Origin of the sequence: Paenibacillus aestuarii (genome assembly GCF_027789125.1) — a bacterium.
Classification (GTDB): domain Bacteria; phylum Bacillota; class Bacilli; order Paenibacillales; family NBRC-103111; genus Paenibacillus_E; species Paenibacillus_E aestuarii.
Map to the genome: position 1 here is coordinate 194,030 of NZ_JAQFVF010000088.1, position 17,585 is coordinate 211,614.

Sequence of the window (17,585 nt, forward strand, 5' to 3'; positions counted from 1 at the left end):
TATAATACTTTTGGTGCTTGGAACCCATATTGTTGCAAATAACAAAGCGGTAATGTGCGCTTGTAACACATAACGAAATGTGAATTTTCCTTTCGTGTACCACTTTTCTCCTAGGTCTTTTAATGTTACAATTGTACATGGAAAGCCTTACATAATTTCGTTTTTCAACGGTTATACTACGTATGGGGTTCCAGGGTTGAGGTCAAATTTAGATGACGGGGGTTAAGAATAATGAAAAAAGTGTTTACAACGGCACTCGTGGCTGTAACAGTTTCCGCAATGGCGCTGACAGGCTGTGCCAAGAAACCTGAGGCGAATACAGGTGGCGCAGCATCTCCTGCAGCAAGCGCAGCGGCATCGGCAGCTCCAAGCAACAACACAGGCAAGGATTTCAAAATCGGCATGGTTACCGATATCGGTGGCGTTAACGATAAATCCTTTAACCAAAGCGCATGGGAAGGTTTGAAAGCACTTGAGAAGCAAACCGGCGCTAAAGTGAAGAATATTGAAAGTAAGAGCGATGCAGACTATACACCTAACTTGAACCAATTCGTTAAAGATAACTACAACCTGACTTGGGGTATCGGTTTCTTGATGGGCGATGCGGTTAAAGCCGTTGCTACACAAAACCCGAACGCTAAATTGGCTATTATCGATAACGTAGTTGATGCACCGAACGTTGAGTCCGTAACTTTCTCCGAGCAAGAAGGTTCCTTCCTGGTTGGCGTAGTTGCAGGTCTGACAACGAAAACAAATAAAATCGGTTTCGTCGGCGGTATCGACATCCCGGTTATCAAACGTTTTGAAGCTGGTTTCAAAGCGGGTGTAGCAGCAGTTAACCCTAATGCGAAAGTACAAGTGAACTATACAGGCGCATTCGACAAGCCTGACCTTGGTAAAGCGGCAGCGGCGACGATCTTCAACGATGGCGCTGACATCATTTTCCCAGCAGCAGGTTCCACTGGTAACGGCGTATTTAACGAAGCTAAAGACCGCAACAAATCCGGCAAGAAGCTTTGGGTTATCGGTGTAGATAAAGACCAATCCCTAGAGTTTGGTGATGATGTAACACTGACATCCATGCTGAAGCGCGTTGACCAAGCGGTAGTCCGTGTATCCAACGACATGATCTCTGGCAAGTTCCAAGGCGGTAAAACAGTTGTTCTCGGTTTGAAAGATGACGGCGTAGGCCTTCCTGAAACTTCCAAGAAGAACGTTTCTGCAGACATCCTCAAAAAAGTAGATGAGTACAAAGCAAAAATCATCAGCGGCGAGATTAAAGTTCCAGAAACTCCATAATTGCTGTTGAACGTATAGAAGTGATAACACAGGTACTTAGCGTGTTTTAGTTGAAACAAGGCTAGTTGCATAAACTAGCCTTGTTCTTTAGTTAGAAGGGCTTTTTAAACTAAAGTGTTAAAAATTGATCCATAGGGTGATCTCATGAGCGAATTAACCCCTGTTGTAGAGCTTTGTGGCATTACAAAGCGGTTCCCTGGCATCGTCGCCAATGACTCCATCAGCCTCAAGCTGCAAAAAGGCGAGATTCATGCCTTGCTTGGCGAGAACGGCGCAGGCAAATCAACATTGATGAATATCTTGTTCGGTCTGTATCAGCCGGATGAAGGTTATATTAAGATGCATGGCAATGAAGTGAAAATTGATAGTCCGAATCGCGCGATCGAGCTCGGCATCGGGATGGTGCATCAGCATTTTAAGCTGGTTCAGCCATTTACAGTAACGGAAAACATTATTTTGGGCATGGAGCCTAAAAAGGGCACGAAAATTGATTATCGTACGGCGCAAGAGAAAGTAAGCAAACTCTCGGAGCAGTACGGTCTGCGCGTAGATCCAAAAGCGAAAATCGAGGATATTTCCGTTGGCATGCAGCAGCGTGTTGAAATCTTGAAAACGCTGTATCGGGGAGCCGACATTCTAATTTTTGACGAGCCGACGGCTGTATTGACTCCTCAGGAGATCAGCGAGCTGATCGAGATTATGCGCAATCTGGTCAAAGAGGGCAAATCCATTATTCTAATCACCCATAAGCTCAAAGAGATTATGGAAATCGCCGATACCGTGACGATTATTCGCCGGGGGAAAGTGATTGATTCAATAGCGACAGCCTCGGCAAATCCGCAAATTCTAGCGGAGAAGATGGTTGGCCGCGATGTCAGCTTTAAAGTGGACAAGCAAGCCGCGAAGCTCGGCGAGCCTGTTCTGGAAGTGAAGGACTTAGTTGTTCGGAATCATCAAGGTCTAGCTGCCTTGAAGAGCTTGAACTTTGAAGTAAAAGCCGGAGAAATTCTCGGTATCGCCGGAGTCGACGGCAATGGCCAAAGTGAACTAATTGAAGCTTTGACCGGACTGCGCCCTGTAGACAGCGGCCAAGTAAAGCTGATGGGCAGTGATATTACGAATCAAACTCCGAGACACATTTCGGAGGCCGGATTATCTCATATTCCGGAAGATCGACATAAACATGGCTTGGTTTTGGATTTCTCAATGAGCGAAAACATGGTGCTGGAAACGTATTTTCACCCTGAATATAACCGTGGCGGTCTGTTGAACTACGAGGCAATCGATCGTCATGCTGAAGCGCTAATTAAGCAGTTCGACGTTCGGACGCCAAGCATTTATACAAAGGCCCGTTCCCTCTCAGGCGGTAATCAGCAAAAAGCGATTATTGCCAGGGAAATACACAAAAATCCAAATCTGCTGATTGCGGCACAGCCGACGCGGGGCTTGGATGTCGGGGCGATTGAGTTCGTGCATCGTCAATTGATTGAGCAGCGCAACAAAGGCAAAGCCGTACTTTTGATTTCTTTTGAATTGGATGAAATTATGAACGTATCTGACCGGATCGCGGTCATTTACGAAGGACAGATTGTGGGCGAAGTACTGCCGCAAGAGACGAACGATCAGGAAATCGGACTTCTCATGGCCGGCAGTAAAGGCGCAGTGAAGGGAGCTGCTCATGAATAAGGTTGTTAGAGTTTTTACCAGTGATTCGGCGATCAATCCGATCGTGGCAATCATCCTTGGGCTGTTATTCGGAGCGCTCGTCATGCTGGCTGGCGGTTATAACCCTATCGAGGCGTACAGTTCGTTGTTTGCAAGGATCTTCGGCAGCTCCTATGACATTGGAGAAGCTATCCGGGCGATTACTCCGCTTATCTTAACCGGTTTGTCGGTTGCCTTCGCATTCCGTACAGGATTGTTCAATATTGGCGCTGAAGGCCAAGTGGTCATGGGGATGACTGGTGCGACGATCATCGGCGTGAAAGTGACCGGACTTCCCTGGATCATCCACGCTCCGCTTGCCGTTATCGTCGGCGCGCTGTTAGGTGGCCTTTGGGGAGCTATTGCCGGCTATCTGAAAGCAAAACGCGGCGTGAACGAGGTCATCACCACGATCATGTTGAACTGGATCGCACTATTCCTTTCCAACTATATCGTGAATACGTTCCTTCTGGAGCCTAAGCAGCAGCGTTCTTATATGATTCAAGATTCAGCTTCGCTGAGCATCGATTGGTTATCGAACATGCTGAACCACGCGCGGGTTCATTGGGGCACATTGATTGCGCTGCTTGCAGCCGTTGCATTCTATATCATCTTGATGAAAACGAAGCAGGGCTTCGAGCTCCGCGCTGTTGGGCATAACGTGGATGCGGCCAAATATGCCGGCATGAACGTGAACCGTAACATGGTGAAAGCGATGTTTATCAGTGGTATTTTCGCCGGGTTAGCCGGCGTGTTTGAAATTTTGGGCGTATTCCACTACCAGGTTGTAGCTGCGGCTTCACCAGGGTATGGCTTCGACGGTGTGGCGGTTTCCTTGCTGGGCGCTAACAATCCAGTCGGGATCGTGCTCGGTGCCGCGCTGTTTGGCGGACTCACTTACGGATCCGCAGGCATGAGCTTCGGTGCGGACGTTCCGCCGGAAATTATTCGAATCGTTATTAGTTCCGTTATTTTCTTTGTCGCCACACAAGGTATTGTGAAATGGATACTTATTCCGTTCTACGGCAAACGCAAGAAAGAGAGGGCGTCGTAATATGGACCTTCTATCAATGATAAACGCGTTACTGACCAAGTTCAGCGAACTTATTAATACGACGCTAGTTTATTCAACGGCGCTGATCTTCGGCGCATTGGGCGGTATCTTCTCCGAGCGCTCGGGTGTCGTCAATATCGGCATCGAGGGCCTCATGGTATCCGGGGCGTTCGCTTCAGCCGTGGGCGCCTACTATGCAGAGGAAGCCAACATGGGCATGTGGTCACCTTGGATCGGCTTGCTGACAGCGATCGTTTTCGCGCTGATTTTTGCGCTGATTCATGCGGTGGCGACGATTACGTTTAAAGCGGATCAAGTTATCAGTGGGGTCGTCATTAACTTCCTTGCTGCCGGCGTGACTGTATATCTGGTAAAAGTTTTGTTCAATGGCGCAGGTCAAACCGAGACGCTTAATAATGTGTTTGGCAAATGGGAAATCCCACTGCTCTCGAAAATTCCTTATATCGGCTATGCGTTCTTTACGGCATATCCGACGACGTACATTGCTTTGATTCTCGTGGCCGTAACGTGGTACGTGCTGTTCAAAACACCATTCGGCTTGCGCCTCCGCTCTGTCGGGGAGCATCCGAGCGCTGCGGATACAGTCGGTATCAAAGTGAAACGGATTCGTTACATGGCCGTGCTGATCAGCGGTATTTTCGCCGGTCTTGGCGGAGCGACAATCACACTGACAACGACGAGCAGCTTCTCGCACAACACGATTTCTGGACAGGGCTTTATCGCGATGGCGGCGATGATCTTCGGAAAATGGCATCCGGTAGGGGCGATGGGTGCCGCGGTATTCTTCGGGATGGCGCAAGCGCTCAACAATTTCATGCGGCTGTTCGATTTCTCCAAGCACATTCCGCAAGAATTCCTGTACATGCTGCCGTATGTGCTGACCATTCTAGTATTGGCCGGTGCGGTAGGCCGGGCGAAAGCACCATCTGCTTTGGGCGAGCCTTACGATCCAGGCAAAAGATAATCTTACACAAATATGCATGGCTAAGCGTCTCTGGGGACGACAGGCCATGCATGTTTTTTTTAATCCTGACATCTCGATTCCTCACGCTATAGCGATTTCATTTGGTTCCGGTACTCGGTCGGCGATACGCCATACCAACGTCGAAACTGTTTGGAGAAGTAGAGCGGATCGTGAAAACCGACAGAAGCCGCAATCTGCTCGACCGTCAGCTCCAAGCGTTCCCGCAGCAGCAGCCTGGCTTTATCTACGCGCAGCTTTTGCAGAAAAGCTACCGGCGTTACTTTCGTATGCCTTTTGAACAAGCGCGACAAATAAGCGCGGTTGTAACCGATGCTCTCTGCCATCAACTCAATGGTGATTGGTTCCGCGTATTGTGTGGAAAGATAATGAATGGCTTGCTGTACAATTCGATCGCTTTCGACATCCGCGACGACATCATCCGCCGCCGCATGTGTCAAAAGTTCACAATATTCGCCAAGCAGCAATTGAAGGTACCCGCACGCTTTGAGCTGGGCGTTGCTCCGTTTGGCATGAAGCGCCTGCTGGATATGGCGGAACAGCACAGGAATCCGCCGGTTTCGCCTGGCATGGACGATGGGCTGCAGCTGGTTCACGCCCGAACTGGCGACCAAGGGAGCGGCCTCAGGCCCGCTGAAGGCAATCCAACAGTAATGCCACGGATCCTCCGCATCGGATCGATAGCTGACCAACTGTTCAGGCTCAATGAAGAAGCTGTCGCCGGCGCCAAGCTCATAATCCTGCCCGTGGCAGGAAAAGGTGCCTTGGCCGGATATAATATAATGGACAAGATAATAATCGTATACCTTCGGTCCCAGTTTATGTTCCGCTTTGGTTTGGCTCTCCCCGGCAAAGAGCACAAGTAAGTTGTGGTCGGCCGCAGGGAGCGGATTGGAGACGACGTAATAGCTTTCCGGCTTAGTCATCATGGCGCGCATGCCCTCCTTTATTTACATAAACTTTATCATAATCAAGTTTAAAGATGAAGGCTATAAAATCACTTTTTTCCATGTGGAAATTACATGCATCCATAGCTAATTCAGCAGCCATCTTTTATACTGAAATTACAAATCAACGTTTTGAAAATGGGTTCAATCATAGAAAAGGCGGTGCCACCTTGGCAAATTTACAAGCACTAAAGAAGACATTCGTTGAACTGTACGGCGACTCCTCAGCGTCTATCGCGGCTTTTCATGCTCCTGGACGCGTTAATCTGATCGGTGAGCACACGGATTACAACGGCGGCTACGTATTTCCGGCGGCACTGACCTTCGGAACGACCATGCTGATTCGTCCGAGAGAAGACCGCAACATCGGTTTCGCTTCCACGAACTTGCCGCTTCGCAAACAAATTTCCATAGACGAGTTGTCCTATCAAGAGGAAGATGACTGGATGAACTACCCGAAGGGCATCTTTGTCCACCTGGCCAAAGAGGGCTTCCCGGTGACCAAAGGCTACGATCTTTTGTTCCACGGTGAAATTCCAAATGGCTCGGGGCTGTCCTCTTCCGCTTCCATCGAAGTCGTTACGGCATTCGGATTATTATCGATGGAAGGTTATCCGAAGGATACGGTGAAGATTGCGCTGCTGGCGCAAAAGACGGAAAACCAGTTCGTCGGTGTCAACTGCGGCATTATGGATCAGTTCGCAGTTGCCAACGGCAAGAAGGATCATGCGATCCTGTTAATGTGCGATACGTTGGAATACAGCCATGTTCCATTTAATAGCGGTAAATACAAACTGGTGATCGGCAACACGAATAAACGCAGAGGCTTGGTGGATTCCGCCTATAATGAGAGAAGAAGTCAATGCGAGCAGGCGGTCACATACTTGCAGCAGCAGTATCCGGGTATTGAATTGCTCGGTCAGTTGAGCCTCGAACAATTCAACGCGGCTAAGCATCTCATTCCTGATGAAACCGTCAGCAAGCGAGCGCAGCATGTGATCGAGGAGATCGATCGAGTTCTGCAATCCATTGACGTATTGAAAGCGAACGACCTTGAAGCATTCGGCAAGCTAATGGTCGGGTCTCACAATTCGCTGCGCGATCTCTATGAAGTAACAGGTCCGGAACTGGACGCGATGGTTGAAGCTGCGCTTAAAGTGCAGGGCGTTCTAGGTTCGCGCATGACAGGTGCTGGCTTCGGCGGATGCACAGTATCCCTCGTGCACGAAGACAGCGTGCAGACGTTTATTGATCAAGTAGGCCGGGAGTATACGGAGAAAACGGGCCTGACGCCGAGCTTCTATGTTTGTGAGATCGGCAACGGTGTTGAAAAGCTGGAGGAGGCGCTATAAATGGCAATTTTAATTACGGGCGGTGCAGGTTATATCGGCTCTCACGCGGTTGCGGAGCTGCTGGAAAAAGGTGAAGATGTAGTCGTTGTGGATAACTTGCAGCAAGGCCATCGCGAAGCGGTCTTGGGCGGCAAGCTGTATGTTGGCGACCTGCGCGATAGTGAATTCATGGATACTGTATTTCGTGAAAATCAAATCGATGCGATTATTCATTTTGCGGCCAATTCGTTGGTCGGCGAAAGTATGACAAACCCTGCCAAATACTATCACAATAACGTATACGGCACACTTTGCTTGCTGGAGAAAATGACGCAATATGGCGTCAAAAACATCGTGTTCTCCTCCACAGCGGCCACTTACGGCGAACCGGACAATATTCCGATTCTCGAGACGGACCGCACTTTACCGACGAATACGTACGGCGAAACGAAGCTCGCCATGGAAAAGATGATGAAATGGTTTGATACGGCTCATGGCATCAAGTATGTATCCTTGCGCTATTTCAACGCAGCTGGAGCACATGCTAGCGGTAAAATCGGCGAAGACCACAGCCCTGAAACGCACTTGATTCCCATCATTTTGCAGGTCGCATTAGGTCAAAGAGAACATATATCAATTTTCGGCGATGATTACTCGACAGAAGACGGAACGTGCGTCCGCGACTACATCCACGTCAGCGACCTTGCCAGCGCACACGTGCTGGCGGTTGAAAAGCTGCGCGCAGGTGCGGATAGCGCCATCTACAATCTCGGCAATGGCAAAGGCTTCTCCGTGAAAGAAGTCATCGACATCGCCCGCAAGGTTACGGGTCACGCGATTCCGGCTGTCGTTCAGCCGCGCAGAGCAGGAGACCCTGCCGTGCTGATCGCATCTTCGGAACGCGCGCGGGCTGAGCTGGGCTGGAAGCCATCGCGCGATTCGCTGGAAGCGATCATCGAGAGCGCGTGGAGCTGGCATCAGCAGCATCCGAGCGGCTACGCGAAGTAAGCTGCATCAAGGGAAACGAAAGGAGCCGGGAACATGAGTTTAGTTGCACCGAAACAAACGCAAACGGCGCTCAACATCGAGAGACTGCTGCAATTCGCAAGACAAAATGAGCTGATCGATGAGCTGGATATATATACTTCACGCAATGCGCTGCTGGATCTGTTCAGCCTTCCAGAGCCTTATCAAGGCGAGATGCCGAATGAAAAGCTGGACAGCCCTGCGGAACTGCTTCAGCACTTGCTGGATGACGCCTACGAGTCGGGCCTGCTGCAGGAGAACACAAGCACTTACCGGGATTTGCTGGACGCGAAAATCATGGGCTTGCTGATGCCTAGACCATCCGAGGTCGTCCATCAGTTCTGGCATCGGGCGAAGACCACGGGTGTCGAGAAAGCTACGGATTATTTTTATAAGTTATCAATCGATTCCAACTATATCCGCATGGATCAAATTCGCAAGAATGCGTACTGGCTGGCGGGCACGGAGTACGGCGATCTGGAGATCACTGTAAACCTCTCCAAGCCGGAAAAGGATCCGAAGGAGATTGCCCTGCTCAAAACGCTGCCGCAAAGCAGCTACCCCAAATGTCTCTTGTGCGTGGACAATTTGGGCTATGCGGGAAGATTGAATCACCCTGCGAGACAAAACTTGCGCGTAATTCCGCTGGAGCTGGACAACGAGAAATGGTACTTCCAATACTCGCCATATGTCTATTACAACGAGCACAGCATCATTTTCCACGAGCACCATATTCCGATGAAGACGACGGCGAATACCTTCTACCGCTTGCTCGATTTCATCGACCAATTCCCGCATTATTTCATCGGATCAAATGCGGATCTTCCGATCGTGGGCGGCTCGATTCTGAACCATGACCACTTCCAGGGCGGCAAGCACAAGTTCCCGATGGAAAAAGCGCCGAGTGAAGCCTTCTTCGCGCACCCTGAATTTGCAGGCGTGAAAGCGTCCATTGTGAAATGGCCGATGTCGGTCTTGCGCTTGAGCGGCCATAACAAGCAGACGCTCTACATGCTCGCCAGCAAGCTGCTGGAAGACTGGCGCGCCTACAGCGATGCGGAAGCGGACGTTCTCGCCTTCAGCGAGAAGGACGGACAGCGGATTCCGCATAACACGATTACCCCGATTGCCCGCAACAATGCACGGGGCGAATATGAGCTGGACCTGGTGCTGCGGAACAACCGCACCAGCGCGGAGCATCCGGATGGCATCTTCCATCCGCATCAGCACTTGCACCATATCAAGAAGGAGAATATCGGCTTGATCGAGGTGATGGGCCTCGCGGTGCTGCCGGGCCGCCTGCAGGCGGAGCTGGCGGAGATCGCCCGGCTTCTGACCGGCGAAGCCGATTTCAGCAGCGCGATCCGCGAGGACGCAGGCCATCCGCTGCATAAGCATGCGGCATGGATTGAGGCGCTGCTCGCGAAGTACGGCAGCGCGATGCAGCTTGCCGAGGCGCAGACTGCGCTGCAGGACGAGGTCGGCGGCAAGTTCCTCGAAGTGCTGCAAGATGCCGGCGTCTTCAAGCGCACGGAAGCTGGGCAAGCGGCATTCGGCAAGTTCCTGGCGGCTGCCGGGTTCGTGCAGTCCTAAATCGTAACACCCCTTAACAGGCATTAGGATTAGCTTTTTGGTTAATCCGATGTGTGTAAGGGGTGTTTTTTGCGTCAAAGCGCCAATTGGAAACGGCAGCCAGAATTTAGTACACTGATTAAAGAATCATGCGAAATTCACGTGATGGGAGGGGTAACATGGACAGTTTTGAAGCGCTGTTCGTCGAACGAACAAATGAAACATTTGCGATAGGGATCAAGGAACTTAAGTTAGAGGATCTTCCTCCAGGTGAAGTGACCGTCCGTGTGCATTACTCCAGCATGAATTATAAAGACGCGTTGGCCTGCAGCCCGAATGGCCGCGTTGTCCGTTCATATCCGATCGTGCCGGGCATCGACCTGGCGGGCACCGTAGCCGCCTCCAGCGATCCTCGTTTTGTGGAGGGGGATGAAGTGCTCGTCACCAGCTATGAGCTGGGGACGGGGCGTTACGGCGGGTTCAGCGCGTATGCGCGCGTGCCCGCAGATTGGGTCGTGCCGCTGCCGCAAGGCCTCACGCATCGTGAGGCGATGCTGCTCGGCACGGCCGGGTTTACCGCTGCCTTGTCGGTGCAGCGGATGGAAGACAACGGGCTTCGCCCGGAGCAAGGCCCGGTGCTGGTGCGCGGCGCGACAGGCGGCGTGGGGAGCAACAGCGTGTCCATGCTGGCCGCGCTAGGGTACCAAGTCGAAGCCAGTACGGGCAAAGCGGAGGATCACGGCTACCTGACCGCACTCGGCGCTGCGGCCGTGCTGCCGCGGGAGGCGCTGTCGCCGGCAACGCAGAAGCCGCTTGACAAAGAGTACTGGGCAGGCGCCGTGGACCCTGTCGGCGGAGCAGCGCTGACGTACGTACTGAGTCGAATCCGGTACGGCGGCTCGGTCGCGCTGAGCGGTCTTACGGGCGGCAACGATTTCGCCGCGACGGTGTTCCCGTTTATTTTGCGGGGCGTCAACCTGTTGGGAATTGACTCTGTGTATTACCCGGCGGCGGCTAGACGCCAGCTCTGGGAGCGGATGGCAACCGAGCTGAAACCGGTGGGCTTGGAGAAGACAGTCTACAAAGAAGTGGAACTGGCTGGCGTAGTGGATGCGGCTCAAGAAGTTTTGAACGGACAAGTCCGAGGCCGCATTCTCGTCAAGTTGTGAAGGAGTTGAAGCAGATGAAAATGAGAGTTTCCGCCGTGCAGTACCATTTACATACGATCAAGAGCTTTGAGGAATTTGCCGCTCAAGTGGAGCATTATGTCAAATGCGCCGAGGAGTTTGAAGCGGATTTTGTCTTATTTCCCGAGCTGTTTACGACACAGCTGATGTCAATTGGCGACAAAAACGGCAAGGCGCTTCCGATCGAGGCTTTGCCTGGCTATACGGAGCAATACCGCTCCCTCTTTCAAGGACTGGCCCAGCGTACAGGCATGCATTTGATCGGCGGCACGCACATTACGGAGGAGAATGGGAAGCTTTTTAATACAGCGTTTCTATTTTATCCGGACGGCCGTATTGCTGAGCAGAAAAAACTGCATATCACGCCAACTGAAGTGAAAGAGTGGAACATGGGCGCCGGTGACAATCTGCAGGTGTTCGATACGGACAAGGGTCGCATCGCCATTCTCGTGTGCTATGATGTTGAGTTTCCGGAAATTGTAAGAATGGCCAAAGCCCGCGGGGCTGACGTGCTGTTTGCGCCATCTTGTACGGATGACAGGCATGGTTTTCATCGGGTGCGCTATACCTGCCATGCGCGTACGATCGAGAATCAGATCTACGTGGTCACAACAGGAACAGTCGGCGGGCTGCCTACCGTAGATTTCATGCGCGCGAACTTTGGCCAAGCGGCGGTCATTACGCCTAACGATGTGCCGTTCCCGCCTAAAGGCATTTTGGTGGAAGGCGAAATCAACGATGACATGATCGTTACGGCCGACCTGGACTTGGATCTGCTCTACCTTGTTCGCGAAAAAGGTTCTGTCACGACATGGCGTGACCGCAGAACAGATATGTATACCGACTGGACGTAGCCCGGAATGAGTATGACAGAGAAGTCACCCTACTATAAGCGACTGTATGTGTTTGATGGCGATAAGCCGGTCGAAGCGATTATCCGCAATTATACGAGCAATGATTTTGCAGGACTCATCCGCGTTCAGCAGGAAAGCTTCCCGCCGCCGTTCCCTTCGGAGCTATGGTGGAATGAGGAGCAGTTGAACGAGCATGTCAGCCGGTTCCCGGAAGGAGCCCTATGTGTGGAAATTGCCGGTGAAATCGCTGGTTCTATCACGGGCCTGCGCGTAAACTATGACCCTCAGCAGGCGACGGACCATAGCTGGGCAACCATTACAGACAACGGATATATTCGCAATCATCAGCCTGATGGGGATACGCTCTACATCGTCGATATTTGTATCCGCCCTGCCCATCGCAAGTTGGGTCTCGGGAAGTGGATGATGCAATCGATGTACGAAGTCGTCGTACAGCTGCAGCTCAAGCGGCTGCTTGGCGGTGGGCGCATGCCTGGCTATCACAAGGTTGCCGCATCTATGACCATCACGGACTATGCGGAAGCGATTATTGCCGGACGGCTGAAAGACCCGGTCATCACGTTCCTCCTGCGCTGCGGGCGGACACCGGTACAAGTGGTGCCGCACTATTTGGATGATGAAGAGTCTGGCAATTATGCCATGCTGATGGAGTGGGAGAATCCATTTATACAAGTGTGAGACAATCAATTAAAGCATTACATGATAACTTGTTCAATGAGAGTGCAAATTAATGAATAGGAGTTGTCTTTTTAATGGAGTATCATCGAATATCTAATATTAGCGACCCATTTTTTAAAAAAATGCACGAATTAATGCAAATGGTTTTCCCACCGGAAGAAGTGCTGGAATATTCTTTGTGGAAAGAACCGCTTGAGGATCCGGGAATTCGCGTGTTCGTTGCCATTCATGAAGGCAAGGTCGTAGGCACGACGGAATACCGGTACTATGACGATTTCCAAGTGGCAATGACGGACTTTACGATTATTGGCCAAGCCGGGCTCGGAATCGGCAGATTTCTGGCCCGCAAGCGTTGGGACGATCTCCAGGCGCTGGCAGCGGCATCGGGCAAGCCGATGCTCGGCATGTTCGCGGAGATCTATGATCCTTACCGGGTCCATGACCACGCCTTTGGCGGCGTGAAGCCGATGGACCCGTACGTCCGCCGCGAGGTGCTGTCCCACCTCGGGTATAAACGGTTGGATTTCGGCTATGTCCATCCATCCTGGGAAAACAACGGGGAAGCTGTCGAGGTGCTCGACCTCTGCTTCCTGCCGACGGACGAGGAGCGCGAAGGCGTGCCTGCGCAGCTCGTCGTAGACTTCCTTACGCGCTACTATGCCGTGCTGGCGAATAAGCCGGCTCAATGGCACGCGATGGTGGAAGCTTTGAAGCAGCGCGAGATCGTGGCGCTGCTGCCGATTTAACTGCAAGGCCGCCGACTACTTTGAGAGTCGGCGGCTTTTTGTATACGAAACTTTATGTAAAATCATTGTTTCGCTAACGCCGGCGCGGGGAGACAAGTATAATAAGATTAGGTCACCATTTTCACTATTTTCACCATTTTTGAATGAATAGAGGGATATTGAATTGAAACAAGGCCTATACCCTGTCGCAGGCATGTCCGCTCAAGAGCTGGAAGCTGTCCGAGAGCTTTGGCGCGTATGCAACGAAGCGGAGCAGATTGATATTAAGCTGAACTGGAGCACGTTGTCGACCCGGTCGCCGGGCATTACAAATGACTTTTTATATTATGAGAACGATCGTGTTGTCGGATTTTTGGGGATATACAGTTTTTTATCGACGGAGGTCGAAATTAGCGGGATGGTTCATCCCGATGCCAGACGCAAAGGGATCTTCAGCCAACTGGTGCAAACGGCTATAGCGGAATGCAAGCGCAGAACGATTCCTAAGGCTATCTTTATTAACGAGCGGGGCTCCGCGAGCGGCAAAGCTTTTCTGAGTCAACTTGGAGCGCGGTACAGCTTCTCGGAGTATGTGATGGAACTGCAAGACGCGGACGGAGCGAATTCTACTGTTCCCCTTGGTGAAGATGTTACCCTGCGGGCAGCGGCTAAAGAGGATGTCGACTTGCTCGTCAAGCTGAATACGTCCGGTTTCGCTATGCCTGAAGAGAATGCGCGTGAATACGTGATGCAGACGCTGGAAGGGGACAAGGAGCGCACGTGGATTGCTGAAACTGGCGATGAGCACGTGGCTATCGGCAAGATCGGCGCTTTGGTGGAAGGGGATGGACGAGCGTTTATTTACGGTTTTTGCGTGCTGCCTGAATACCGTAGCAAAGGGCTAGGGCGCCAAATCCTGCGTCATACTATTGAGCTATTGAAAAGCAGAGAACAAGCAAAGACTGTGAAGCTGGAAGTCGCCGTTGAAAATGAGAAGGCGCTAGGCTTGTATGAATCCTGCGGCTTTCAAATGCTGAATGCAAACGATTATTACGAATTTTTGCTGGTTTAACACCGAAGGGGGTGGCCGGAGTGGCCAAAACGGCATGTATCGCTGGAGCGACCGGATTGGTTGGCGGGGAGCTGCTGAAGCAAGCGCTGGCGCTGGATGATTACGGTCATATTACTGTACTGGTGCGCAAGGAGCTGCCGATCCGTCATCCGAAGCTGCGGCAGGTCGTCGTTGATTTCGAGCGGCTGTGGGAGTACCGCGAGCTTCTGGGAGCGGACGATGTCTTCTGCTGTCTGGGCACGACGATCAAAATCGCTAAGACCCAGGAGGCGTTCGAGCGCGTTGACCGCCATTACCCGCTGGCGTTAGCGCGACTCGCGAAGGAACAGGGCTGTGCCCGCTTTTTGATCATTTCCGCGATGGGAGCGAACCCGCAATCGAGCATTTTTTACAATCGGGTCAAGGGGACGCTCGAAGCTGAGCTGCGTGAGTTGCGGCTGCCTGAGCTGCACATATTCCGCCCATCACTGCTGCTCGGTGATCGGGGCGAATTCCGCCTCGGCGAGCGGCTTGCCGCTGCCCTTATGCGGGCGACGGCGTTCGCGATGGCCGGGCCGCTGCGTCCGTACCGGGCGATTCATGCCCGGACGGTCGCTTGGGCGATGCTGCGGGCTGCGCGCAGTGGCGTCCCCGGAACCCATGTATACGCATCCAACCGGATTGCAGAGCTCGGGGATTCCCGCCACTAGCGGCTCCAGCTCTAGTGGTTCCGGCACTAGCGCTCCCAGCTCTAGTGGAAAATAAGCTCGGAGGAGCTGCTGATGATGGTGCCGATATTTTTGCCCTCGCAGATTTCTTTCATTGAGCCTGGTTTATCAAAGTTGAACACGTGGATCGGGATGTGGTAGTCCCTAGCGAGGATGAAGGCGGACTGATCCATGACCTTCAAGTCGTTTTGAATCACATCGTTATAGTGAAGCGATTTATATTGCTGTGCATCCTTGTGATGCTTCGGGTCCTGATTGAAGACGCCGTCTACGCCGTGTTTGGCGACCAGAATGGCTTCGCAATTCACCTCAATCGCCCGCTGCACGGAAGGATAGTCCGTCGTCACGAAGGGCTGGCCGTTGCCTCCAGCAAAAATGACGATATACCCCTTTTTCAAGTGTTGAATCGCTCGAAGACGGATAAAGGGCTCCGCCACGGAGGCGATCGGAATGGCCGTCATGACGCGCACTTCCGCATCCGTCTTAGCTTTAAGCACACCGCGCAGCATTAAGCTGTTGATGACCGTCGCCAGAGTGCCGATATTGTCGGCCTCAGCTTTTTCAATGCCCCAGCTTTCACCCATATTCCCACGAAAAATATTGCCTCCGCCAATGACTACGCACACTTCCACGCCGAGACCGACTACGGCCATAATTTCATTCGCGATGTGGTCCAGCTGCCTCGGATCGAACCCGAACTCGTTTTCTCCGGCTACTGCGCCTCCGCTTAGCTTGATGAGTACTCTTTTATACCGCATATTCTCAGCTCTCCTCTCGACAATAAAAAAACACTAAAGCAATAAATGCTCTAGTGTTTCAAAAAAGGAAATAGGAAAGCGCTGAATCCGAATCGCCAAACGCGTCTTGACAGCAGCTCTCATATTCCCACACCTTTCCACGCAGATTAGTTGTATTTTACCCAAAGCCTGGAAGGAACGCAACCCCTATTTGTTTTCGGGCACGCGGACATGGACAATGAGCCCGATAATGACAAGAATCAGCAAGGAGCCGAGTGCCGTGCGGCTGGCGATATTGCCAGAAGAGGCGAGCGCCCATGTGATGGAGCCGTACAAGGTAGGTCCTACAATGGAGGACACTTTGCCGGAAAAAGCAAATAAGCCGAAAAACTGCCCCCGCTTATCCTCCGGTGTAAGGGCAACAATTAATGTGCGCGAGGTGACCCACATGGCGCCCATCGACACGCCGTACAGGCTGCCGGCGATCCAAAACAGGCTTTTGCTCGTTGTGAGGGAAGCGATCGATATAGCGATAATGAGAATGACCGCTACGGCGCTGACGGCTTTCTTCGGGCCGATCCCTCTTGTAACGTAGCCAAATAAGAAAGAGCCGATAATGCTGGAAATGGTAGAAACCAGGTACAGTAAAATAAATTGGCTGGTGCTGAAGCTCATAACCGTATTCGCATAGACCGCCATCACGGCAATCGCTGTTGCAATCGCGTCGTTAAAGAAGAAATAAGCGATCATAAAGAGGAAGGCTGCCCGGTAATTGCGCGCTTCCTTGAACGTTTCCCAGATCTCACGATAACCGCTGAGCAGCGACTTTTGTGCGTCGGCAGCTGCGGCTTTGGCCGGGCGTTCTTTATAAAGAAGCATGATAGGGAGTGAAAATAAGAGAAAGAGCAGGGCGCTTGGGATGAACGTATTTTCATAATGCTTGCCATTGATCAGCGGATAGACCACCAGTCCGACCAGTGTGCCGATATAGCCCACCGCAACGCCAACACCGGAAATAATCGGCAGCTCCCGCGAATTGCCCAAGTCGGAAATCATCGAATCGTAGAAGATGAGGCCGGAATTATAAAAAAACTTGGCGATCATAAAAAAGAAAATGACACCGATAATCCCGACATTCAGCCCCATCCACTGTTGGTCCGTATGCCAGAGGGATGATACGCCCATAAGCAGCGTTGCTGCTATGCAAACGAGTGTAAAAGGCACGAGATAAGCTTTTTTCTTCCCCGTTCGATCGATCCAGACGCCGAATAAAGGGGAAAGCAAAACTAGAAAGAAACTGGAAATGGCATTGGAGTACGTAATGAACGTACTGGCGATTTGATTCATTTCCTCGCTTTTGCCAAGCGTTTCGCTTAAGTAAAAAGGGTAAAACACGGTCACGATATTGGACGAGAAAATGGTGTTGGCAAAATCGTACATCGCCCATGCGAAGATCGGCAATGAAAAAAACAGCGCCCACACGTTTCGGGCCTGCGCCGGATTGGTAGGGGATTCAAGCTGCGCCACGCGATTCCCACCTTTCTTGAGCTCACTTCATATTCCTAAAGTATATTGGCTATTGGATGAGGAAATCCCTTTGCTTTACATGAAAAATAAATGCCCTCTGGAGGCAGATGGCAAAGAGGCCGCCCTAGCCAGGTCATCGCT

The 17,585-nt window shown here is 51.7% G+C and carries 16 protein-coding genes; 13 read left to right on the forward strand and 3 right to left on the reverse strand.

Features of this window, described 5'->3' with window-relative positions:
- Window positions 1-231: 231 nt before the first annotated feature.
- From O9139_RS29555 to O9139_RS29570, 4 genes are all read left to right on the forward strand, one after another.
- Complete coding sequence (locus tag O9139_RS29555) at window positions 232-1,299, forward strand: BMP family lipoprotein (RefSeq protein WP_270885321.1); 1,068 nt, start codon at window positions 232-234, stop codon at window positions 1,297-1,299.
- A gap of 144 nt (window positions 1,300-1,443) precedes the next feature.
- Window positions 1,444-2,985, forward strand: a complete 1,542-nt coding sequence (locus O9139_RS29560; protein WP_270885322.1) for an ABC transporter ATP-binding protein — start codon at window positions 1,444-1,446, stop codon at window positions 2,983-2,985.
- Window positions 2,978-4,057: an ABC transporter permease gene (locus O9139_RS29565; RefSeq protein ID WP_270885323.1), complete on the forward strand. Its 1,080-nt coding sequence runs from the start codon at window positions 2,978-2,980 to the stop codon at window positions 4,055-4,057. The genes O9139_RS29560 and O9139_RS29565 overlap by 8 nt, the downstream gene beginning before the upstream one ends.
- A 1-nt stretch (window position 4,058) precedes the next feature.
- Window positions 4,059-5,042, forward strand: a complete 984-nt coding sequence (locus tag O9139_RS29570) for an ABC transporter permease (RefSeq protein WP_270885324.1) — start codon at window positions 4,059-4,061, stop codon at window positions 5,040-5,042.
- 86 nt (window positions 5,043-5,128) lie between these two features.
- Here O9139_RS29570 and O9139_RS29575 read toward each other — a convergent pair whose 3' ends face one another.
- Entirely contained in the window at window positions 5,129-5,989 is an 861-nt protein-coding gene (locus O9139_RS29575) for an AraC family transcriptional regulator (RefSeq protein ID WP_377525607.1), read from the reverse strand.
- 188 nt (window positions 5,990-6,177) lie between these two features.
- Between O9139_RS29575 and O9139_RS29580 the strand changes: the two genes are divergently transcribed.
- From O9139_RS29580 to O9139_RS29620, 9 genes are all read left to right on the forward strand, one after another.
- Complete coding sequence (locus tag O9139_RS29580) at window positions 6,178-7,359, forward strand: galactokinase (protein ID WP_270885326.1); 1,182 nt, start codon at window positions 6,178-6,180, stop codon at window positions 7,357-7,359.
- Window positions 7,360-8,346, forward strand: a complete 987-nt coding sequence (gene galE, locus O9139_RS29585; protein WP_270885327.1) for a UDP-glucose 4-epimerase GalE — start codon at window positions 7,360-7,362, stop codon at window positions 8,344-8,346.
- Window positions 8,347-8,379: 33 nt separating this feature from the next.
- Window positions 8,380-9,957: a UDP-glucose--hexose-1-phosphate uridylyltransferase gene (locus O9139_RS29590; RefSeq protein ID WP_270885328.1), complete on the forward strand. Its 1,578-nt coding sequence runs from the start codon at window positions 8,380-8,382 to the stop codon at window positions 9,955-9,957.
- Window positions 9,958-10,115: 158 nt separating this feature from the next.
- Window positions 10,116-11,105: an acrylyl-CoA reductase family protein gene (locus O9139_RS29595; RefSeq protein ID WP_270885329.1), complete on the forward strand. Its 990-nt coding sequence runs from the start codon at window positions 10,116-10,118 to the stop codon at window positions 11,103-11,105.
- A 14-nt stretch (window positions 11,106-11,119) separates the two neighbouring features.
- Window positions 11,120-11,977: a carbon-nitrogen hydrolase family protein gene (locus O9139_RS29600; RefSeq protein WP_270885330.1), complete on the forward strand. Its 858-nt coding sequence runs from the start codon at window positions 11,120-11,122 to the stop codon at window positions 11,975-11,977.
- 6 nt (window positions 11,978-11,983) lie between these two features.
- Complete coding sequence (locus tag O9139_RS29605) at window positions 11,984-12,676, forward strand: GNAT family N-acetyltransferase (protein ID WP_377525603.1); 693 nt, start codon at window positions 11,984-11,986, stop codon at window positions 12,674-12,676.
- A 74-nt stretch (window positions 12,677-12,750) separates the two neighbouring features.
- The gene (locus O9139_RS29610; protein ID WP_270885331.1) at window positions 12,751-13,422 is read left to right on the forward strand and encodes a GNAT family N-acetyltransferase; all 672 of its coding nucleotides are present in this window, start codon (window positions 12,751-12,753) and stop codon (window positions 13,420-13,422) included.
- Window positions 13,423-13,585: 163 nt separating this feature from the next.
- Entirely contained in the window at window positions 13,586-14,473 is an 888-nt protein-coding gene (locus O9139_RS29615; RefSeq protein ID WP_270885332.1) for a GNAT family N-acetyltransferase, read from the forward strand.
- Between the two features lie 20 nt (window positions 14,474-14,493).
- A complete protein-coding gene (locus O9139_RS29620; protein ID WP_270885333.1) occupies window positions 14,494-15,162 on the forward strand; it encodes an oxidoreductase in 669 nt (222 codons plus the stop codon).
- Between the two features lie 41 nt (window positions 15,163-15,203).
- Here the strand turns inward: O9139_RS29620 and pyrH are convergent, their stop codons facing one another.
- Both pyrH and O9139_RS29630 read right to left on the reverse strand, forming a co-directional pair.
- On the reverse strand, window positions 15,204-15,938 hold the full coding sequence (gene pyrH / locus O9139_RS29625) for a UMP kinase (protein WP_270885334.1): 735 nt from the start codon (window positions 15,936-15,938) through the stop codon (window positions 15,204-15,206).
- 186 nt (window positions 15,939-16,124) lie between these two features.
- Window positions 16,125-17,357, reverse strand: a complete 1,233-nt coding sequence (locus O9139_RS29630; RefSeq protein WP_270885381.1) for an MFS transporter — start codon at window positions 17,355-17,357, stop codon at window positions 16,125-16,127.
- Between the last annotated feature and the right edge of the window lie 228 nt (window positions 17,358-17,585).

Excerpts from the sequence above, each read along its gene's own strand:
- O9139_RS29630 (WP_270885381.1), bottom strand. The coding sequence starts at position 17,357 with ATGTACGATTTTGCCAACACCATTTTCTCGTCCAATATCGTGACCGTG.
- O9139_RS29605 (WP_377525603.1), top strand. The coding sequence starts at position 11,984 with ATGAGTATGACAGAGAAGTCACCCTACTATAAGCGACTGTATGTGTTT.
- O9139_RS29575 (WP_377525607.1), bottom strand. The coding sequence starts at position 5,989 with ATGATGACTAAGCCGGAAAGCTATTACGTCGTCTCCAATCCGCTCCCT.
- galE (WP_270885327.1), top strand. The coding sequence starts at position 7,360 with ATGGCAATTTTAATTACGGGCGGTGCAGGTTATATCGGCTCTCACGCG.
- O9139_RS29570 (WP_270885324.1), top strand. The coding sequence starts at position 4,059 with ATGGACCTTCTATCAATGATAAACGCGTTACTGACCAAGTTCAGCGAA.
- pyrH (WP_270885334.1), bottom strand. The coding sequence starts at position 15,938 with ATGCGGTATAAAAGAGTACTCATCAAGCTAAGCGGAGGCGCAGTAGCC.
- O9139_RS29555 (WP_270885321.1), top strand. The coding sequence starts at position 232 with ATGAAAAAAGTGTTTACAACGGCACTCGTGGCTGTAACAGTTTCCGCA.
- O9139_RS29590 (WP_270885328.1), top strand. The coding sequence starts at position 8,380 with ATGAGTTTAGTTGCACCGAAACAAACGCAAACGGCGCTCAACATCGAG.
- O9139_RS29595 (WP_270885329.1), top strand. The coding sequence starts at position 10,116 with ATGGACAGTTTTGAAGCGCTGTTCGTCGAACGAACAAATGAAACATTT.
- O9139_RS29560 (WP_270885322.1), top strand. The coding sequence starts at position 1,444 with ATGAGCGAATTAACCCCTGTTGTAGAGCTTTGTGGCATTACAAAGCGG.
- O9139_RS29565 (WP_270885323.1), top strand. The coding sequence starts at position 2,978 with ATGAATAAGGTTGTTAGAGTTTTTACCAGTGATTCGGCGATCAATCCG.
- O9139_RS29600 (WP_270885330.1), top strand. The coding sequence starts at position 11,120 with ATGAAAATGAGAGTTTCCGCCGTGCAGTACCATTTACATACGATCAAG.
- O9139_RS29610 (WP_270885331.1), top strand. The coding sequence starts at position 12,751 with ATGGAGTATCATCGAATATCTAATATTAGCGACCCATTTTTTAAAAAA.